The organism is Streptomyces sp. NPDC058685 (assembly GCF_042714725.1).
Lineage (GTDB): Bacteria > Actinomycetota > Actinomycetes > Streptomycetales > Streptomycetaceae > Streptomyces.
On the sequence record NZ_JBHXSL010000108.1, the window covers coordinates 1 to 6,416 of the forward strand.

5 protein-coding genes and 1 riboswitch are annotated in these 6,416 nt (G+C 69.2%); of the genes, 2 read left to right on the top strand and 3 right to left on the bottom strand.

What is annotated here, in order from left to right:
- Positions 1 to 72: 72 nt before the first annotated feature.
- From ACFWU3_RS36305 to ACFWU3_RS36315, 3 genes are all read right to left on the bottom strand, one after another.
- Positions 73 to 891, bottom strand: coding sequence for a transglycosylase SLT domain-containing protein (locus ACFWU3_RS36305; RefSeq protein WP_384445867.1), 819 nt, complete (start codon positions 889 to 891; stop codon positions 73 to 75).
- Between the two features lie 4 nt (positions 892 to 895).
- A riboswitch (cyclic di-AMP (ydaO/yuaA leader) is annotated at positions 896 to 1,049 on the bottom strand.
- A gap of 478 nt (positions 1,050 to 1,527) precedes the next feature.
- Positions 1,528 to 2,181, bottom strand: coding sequence for a transcriptional regulator (locus ACFWU3_RS36310; protein WP_384445868.1), 654 nt, complete (start codon positions 2,179 to 2,181; stop codon positions 1,528 to 1,530).
- Positions 2,178 to 3,293, bottom strand: a complete 1,116-nt coding sequence (locus ACFWU3_RS36315) for a pyridoxal-phosphate dependent enzyme (protein WP_384445870.1) — start codon at positions 3,291 to 3,293, stop codon at positions 2,178 to 2,180. The genes ACFWU3_RS36310 and ACFWU3_RS36315 overlap by 4 nt, the downstream gene beginning before the upstream one ends.
- A gap of 262 nt (positions 3,294 to 3,555) precedes the next feature.
- On the opposite strand from ACFWU3_RS36315, the gene lanKC reads away from it, so the two are divergent.
- Both lanKC and ACFWU3_RS36325 read left to right on the top strand, forming a co-directional pair.
- Positions 3,556 to 6,219, top strand: a complete 2,664-nt coding sequence (gene lanKC, locus ACFWU3_RS36320; protein WP_384445872.1) for a class III lanthionine synthetase LanKC — start codon at positions 3,556 to 3,558, stop codon at positions 6,217 to 6,219.
- Positions 6,220 to 6,230: 11 nt separating this feature from the next.
- Positions 6,231 to 6,362, top strand: coding sequence for a SapB/AmfS family lanthipeptide (locus ACFWU3_RS36325; protein ID WP_340471454.1), 132 nt, complete (start codon positions 6,231 to 6,233; stop codon positions 6,360 to 6,362).
- Positions 6,363 to 6,416: the final 54 nt, after the last annotated feature.

The following is a 6,416-nucleotide window of genomic DNA, read 5'->3' on the forward strand; positions in this document are numbered from 1 at the left end:
CCCGTCAGGTGGGACCGGCGCCTCGGCGCTGCTGGGTGGTGCTGTGTCCGCCTCGGCTCAGTGGACAGCGGCTCAGTAGGGGCCGTTCACGTTGTCGATCGAGCCGTATCGGTCCGCGGCGTAGTTGCACGCGGCGGTGATGTTGGCGACGGGGTCGTAGCTGTCCATCGCCGTGCCGGGCACGTGGTAGGCCAGGAAGGTCGGCTGGATGACCTGGAGCAGACCCTTGGACGGGGTTCCGGCCGCGGCGTTGGAGTCCCAGTTGTTGATGGCCAGCGGGTTGCCCGAGGACTCGCGCATGATGTTGCGGTGGATGCCCTCGTACGAGCCGGGGATGCCGTGCTGGGCCATGATGTCCAGCGACTCCTTGATCCAGCCGTCCAGGTCGTTCGTGTAGCTCTTGGCCGGTGCGGCGGCCTGCTCGGCCGGTGCGGTCTTCGCGACGGTCTCGACAGCCGGCGCCGACGTCCGCTCGGAGCGGTCGGCCCGCTCGGTGGAGGTCCTGGCCGGGGCGGGGGCGTCCGCCGTGGCCTTCTTGCCGACGGAGAGCTTCAGGCCGGGGTGGATGAGCGCCGGGTCCGCACCGACGGCCCTGCGGTTGTCCTGGTAGAGCTTCTTCCAGCCGCCGCTCACGGCGAGCTGGTCCGCGATCGTGGACAGGGAGTCACCGGCGACGACCGAGTAGGTCGTGGGGGCCTTCTTCCCGGGAGCCGGCGCGGCGGGGGCCACGGCCTGGTGGCCCAGGGACGGCTGCGTCGCCGCCGGAGCGGCGCCGGCGGTGGTCGCCCCGATCACCGGGAGGACCAGAGCGGCCCCGCCCGTACCCGCGGCGACAATGCCCCGGGTCAGTGAACTGGTCTTGGGACGGCGGTGCTTACCCTTAGCAGGCATGACGCATTCCTCTCCGTCGCCTGCGAGGTGAGCTGTCGGGTGCGGACTGGAGATGTCCGGCCGCAGTTGAATGCGACTTGACCCCGAGCCGTTCCGGATTAGGGATCGGCGGCTTACCTGGTTCCCCCGCTCCTGCCATGGGTCAGTGGTCGTGGTTTACGGGCGGCGGCAGGATTCGGCGTTCCACCCGGATTGACCGTGACGTTAAGCGAGGCGAGCCGGACGGAACAAGCCCCGAATTCCCGACGTAAACCCCCGGGATGATCCAATGGGGGTAAATACCGCCGGGCCGCATGGGGCGGGAGGTTCAACTTTCTTTGCGCAGAACGGATCTGGGCCGACGGGCATTGATCGCGATTTACCTGCGGAGTGACCTATTTCACTGCAACCAATTGCGAAGTCGAGTAGTCCGCGAGGGCGCACGAAAGAAAGTAAATCGACCCCGGTTCTACCAATTCAGACATTGTGCCGCATGGCGAATATTGACCCATGCAATGACTTTTCGGACATGAGGCGTGCCCGAGATGCCTGTTTTCTTCCCGAAAGGACGGCATGCGGCTGATCGTGCGCAAAGGTGGCACTCAGGCGGAATCCGCGCTGCCTGCCCGGCGATCGCGCATCGCCACCGGCCCTCGGTCAGACCTGCCGAAGGTAGTTGTAGACCGTCGCCCGAGAGACGCCCAGGAGATCCGTGAGCGCCTGCACCGAATGCTTCACCTGAAGAAAGCCGCGCTCTTTGAGTGAACGCACCAATTCACGGCGGGATACGGCATCGAGGCTGCGCGGGGTCTGCCCCCGCGCGGCGGAGAACTCTTCGACAGCCGCGCGCAGTTCGCCGCTGCTGCGGGCCCGGAGTGTTTCCTCCAGCGATACGTCGGGCTCCTCCGTTCGCACCAGTCCGGCGAGACTCCGGGCTGCCGTGGCGAAGAGGGAGACATCCAGATTGAGGCAGATGGCCGCCACATAGTCGCCCCGGGTGTTCTTCAGACCGATGGAAGTGCTCTTGGCGGGACGGCCGTCGGGAAAGCGATTGGGGTAATTCTGAAGAACGCTCGGGTAGTCGGGATCCGCGATGCGGGCGAGGCCGAGTTCGGTCGCCGGGTCACCGACGGTGCGGCCGGACAGGTTGTTCTCGATCGCCCGGACGGCATGGTCCGGATCGCGGAGGTCGTGCAGGACGACCTCGCAGAGACCCGGGAACATCCGCCCCAGCGCGACGACAATCTTCTCCCCCTCGCGCAGGAGCAGTTCGTCCTCCGCGCGCTCGTGGCCCTCGGACGAGGGACTCACGCGAGAGTGCCTTCCGCGAACAGATTCCCCATCGCCGTCGCCGCCTTGAGCCCGGATCCGGTCAGCACCACCACCGTCGTCTCTCCTTCACGGATGGCGCCCCGCTCGCGGAAGACGTCGATGGCCGCGGCGGCGGTCGCGCTGGTGGGTTCGGCGTACAACCCGGTGGCGGCGAGTCGACGGACACCGCCGGCGATGGCGGCCTCGGACATCGCCGCCATGTCTCCGCCGGACCGGCGGACGGCGGCCACCACCTCGGGCAGCCGGACCGGGTTGCGAATGGCGGTACCCTCGGCGATCGTCGGTCCGAACGACGGTGCCGGGTCGCCGTGGAATGCGGCGTGGATGGGGGCACACGCGGCGGGCTGCGCAACCAACAGCCGCGGCCTGTTGCTGATCTGACCTGCCGTCAGTAGTTCGGAGAATCCGAGATCGAGGCCGAGAACGAGGCTCCCCGCTCCTGCGACGGTGACCACCGCGTCCGGGGCGGCGAAACCGAGGTCTTCCCACAACTCGTAGGCAAGGGTCTTGGTCCCCTGGAGAAAGAAGGGGTTCCAGTTGTGGCCGGCGTAGCACGTGCGTTCCGAGCGGCGCAGGGCCTCGGCCGCGGTCGCGTCCCGCCCACCGAGGACGGGCTCGATGGTGGCGCCGAAAGCCCGGGTCTGGAGCATCTTCGCCGGTGAGGTGCCCTCCGGCACGAGGATCGTCGCTCCGACACCGGCCGCGGCACAGTAGGCGGCGACCGACGAACCGCCGTTGCCCGAACTGTCCTCGATCACCTCGCGCACCCCGGTCGCCGCCAGCGCCGACATCATGACGCTGCTGCCGCGGTCCTTGAAGCTGCCGGTGGGGTTGAACCACTCCAGTTTGAAGCCGACGCGTGCGCCGTCCCAGTCCCTGTCGAGCAGCGGCGTACTGCCCTCCCCCAGCGTGACCGGCTGTCCGACGGCCGACGGCAGCGCAGCGCGGTAACGCCACAGGGAACGCGTGCCGCTGTCGATGCCGGCCGGTGTGAGCCCCGGCAGCGGCGACACGCTCAGCGGCGCACCGTCGTCACCGCGCCAGCGGCGGGCGTCGAGCTCGTACGTCCTGCCGGAACGCTCGTCGACCAAGTGCGGAACTTGTACACGGGGGTCTTGGGCTCCGTGCGGGTTCTCGGGGCCGTGCCGGTCGTCCACAGTTCTCCTCCCGCCGGTTCTGCCCACCTGGCACTGGACACTTTATCCAGCAATGTACGAACTGTAAAACATGGCGATGACCGGCAGGGCGGTTGTTACCTGTGCGTTCTGCACAGGTCGAAGGTGACAGCCGTGACTGTCGGAGCCTCTCCACCGCGTGACAGCGTCGGTCCCGTCATCGACCGAGGGAGTTCGCGTGAACAAGGGGTACGCCGTCTTCTGCGAGGCAGACCGGCACTTCTACGACGCGCCGCACCGGCTGTCGCTCACCGACGACGCCGGACGCACCTCCCTGTACGAGCCCGCGCGCCGCCCCGTCCCCGCCGGCTGGCAGCGCAACCAGTCCGGCGACTGGCTCGCACTCCGCCCGGTCGACACCGATCTGCCCGCCCAGGGCTGGAAGATCCACGTCTCCGCCTGCCTCGACAACGCGGAATCGGTACTCACCCGGGTGTGGACCTACTGCGTCGCACGGGACATCGCCTTCAAGTTCATGCCGAGCCGGTATCTGCTGCACAACCGCAACGCCAAGTACGCGGACCGGGCCGGCAGCGGCAAGTTCATCACCGTCTATCCGGCCCACGACGAGCAGTGCGGCGTCATCGCGGAGGAGCTCGCCGCTCTCCTGGCCGGCGAGGCGGGCCCGTACATCCTCAGTGACGTCCGCTGGGGCGACGGACCCGTCCACCTGCGCTACGGCAGCTTCACCAGACGGCACTGCTACGACGAGCACGGCGAGCTGCGTCCCGCCGTCGCGGACGCCGACGGCGAACTGGTGCCGGACCTGCGGGGACCGGTGTTCCAGATACCCGCGTGGGTCACACCGCCCGACTTCCTCAGACCACACCTCGACGCGCGCTCCGCGGTCACGGTCGACGCCATGCCGTACACCGTCGAGAAGGCGCTGCACTTCTCCAACGGCGGTGGTGTGTACGCCGCCCGCGACAACCGCACCGGCGAGAAGGTGGTCCTGAAGGAAGCGCGTCCGCATGCCGGACTGGCCGCCGACGGCGCCGACGCCGTGGCGCGCCTGCATCGCGAACGGATTGCGCTGGAGCGGCTGTCGGGCCTGGCCTGCACTCCCGAGGTCCGCGATGCCTTTGTGCTGGGCGATCACCACTTCCTGGTCCTGGAGTACATCGAGGGCAAGCCGCTCAACTCGTTCTTCGCCCGCCGCCACCCGCTGATCGACGCCGATCCGGGGCCGGATCGCCTCGCGGAGTACACGGCGTGGGCGCTGCGTATGCACGAGCTGGTGGAGCAGGCCATGGAAGCGGTGCACGCCCGCGGTGTGGTCTTCAACGACCTGCATCTGTTCAACATCATGGTCTCGGAGGACGAGTCGTCCGTCGTCCTCCTCGACTTCGAAGCCGCTCACGAGAAGGGTGAGGGCGGCCGCCAGACGGTGGCGCATCCGGCCTTCGTGGCGCCGGCGGGCCGTCGCGGGTTCGACGTGGACCGCTACGCCCTGGCGTGCCTGCGGCTCGCTCTGTTCATCCCGCTGACCAGTCTGTTCGCCGTCGACCGGGCGAAGGCCACGCACCTGGCCGACATCATCGCTCGTCAGTTCCCGGTGGACCGTGCCCTTCTGCACGACGCCGTGCGGGAGATCCTGCGGGATCCGGGCAGCGCGCCGGAAGCGGGCGCCGCCGGCACCATCGGGTCGGCGAGCTATCTGCCCGTGTCCCCCGACGACTGGCCACACAGTCGTGACTCCCTGGTCCGCTCCATCCTGGCCTCCGCGTCACCGGAGCGGGAGGACCGCGTCTTCCCGGGTGACATCGCCCAGTTCGGTACGGCGGGCGGCGGTCTGACCTTCGGCTACGGAGCGGCCGGCGTGCTGTACGCACTGGACGCGAGCGGAGCCGACCGCTGTCCCGCGGCGGAGGAATGGTTACTGCTGCGGAGCAAGGAGCCGCCCTCGGGCACACCCGTCGGCTTCTACGACGGTCTCGCCGGCGTCGCCTGGACCCTGCAACGTCTCGGCCACACCGAAGGCGCGCTGTCGCTCGCCGAACTCGCCCTCGCCCAGCCCTGGGACGAGCTCTCGCCGGATCTCCACAGCGGTCTCGCCGGACTGGGTCTCGCTTTCGACGCCCTCTCCGCGGAAACGGGCCACACAGACTTCCGCACGGCGGCGCTGCGATGTGCGGAGCTCGCCGCCCACTCCCTGACCGGAGGACACGGGCGGCACGCCGGCGGCCACACGGGCCGCGACGGATCGCGTGCCGGGCTGCTGCACGGAGCATCGGGTACCGCCCTGTTGTTCCTGCGGCTGTACGAGCGCTCCGGCGACACCGCCCTGCTCGATCTGGCGGCGGAGGCGCTGCGCCGTGACCTCGCCCGCTGCGTGCACGGCGCGGGCGGCACCCTCCAGGTCGACGAGGGCTGGCGCACCATGCCGTACCTGGGAGCGGGCAGTGTGGGCATCGGCATGGTGCTCGACGACTATCTGGCCCACCGCGCGGACGCCGATTTCGAGCGCGCCCGGGGCGAGATCGTCCGCGCCGCACAGGCGACCTTCTACGCACAGCCCGGACTGTTCCGGGGCGCCGCCGGCATGGTTCTCCATCTGAGCCGTACGACCACGGGCGGACCCGGCACGGAGCCGGCGGACGTCCGCCGGCAGATCGACGCCCTCGCCTGGCACGCCCTGACGTACCAGGGCCACCTGGCCTTTCCCGGCGAGCAGATGATGCGTCTCTCGATGGACCTGTCGACCGGCACCGCGGGCTGTCTGCTCGCGATCGCGGCGGCACAGGGCGACCATCACGCTCATCTGCCGTTCCTCCCGCCGCTCCGGCGGCCCCAGAACCGGCCCGACTCCGGGCCGTCCTTGAGCACCACCGTCCCCGAATGAGAGGAAAGATCATGAACCTTCTCGACCTGCAGTCGATGGAGACCCCGAAGGAAGAGGCGATCGGCGATGTCGAGACCGGCGGCAGCCGCGCCAGCCTGCTGCTCTGCGGCGACAGCAGCCTGAGCATCACGACCTGTAACTAGGTCGCCGGGCCCCGGCCGGTGGCGCCACGCCGCCGACCGGGGCCCGTCCCGTCC

Bases quoted from the DNA above. Each gene is read 5' to 3' on its own strand.
- ACFWU3_RS36305 (WP_384445867.1), bottom strand. From the start codon at position 891: ATGCCTGCTAAGGGTAAGCACCGCCGTCCCAAGACCAGTTCACTGACC.
- ACFWU3_RS36325 (WP_340471454.1), top strand. From the start codon at position 6,231: ATGAACCTTCTCGACCTGCAGTCGATGGAGACCCCGAAGGAAGAGGCG.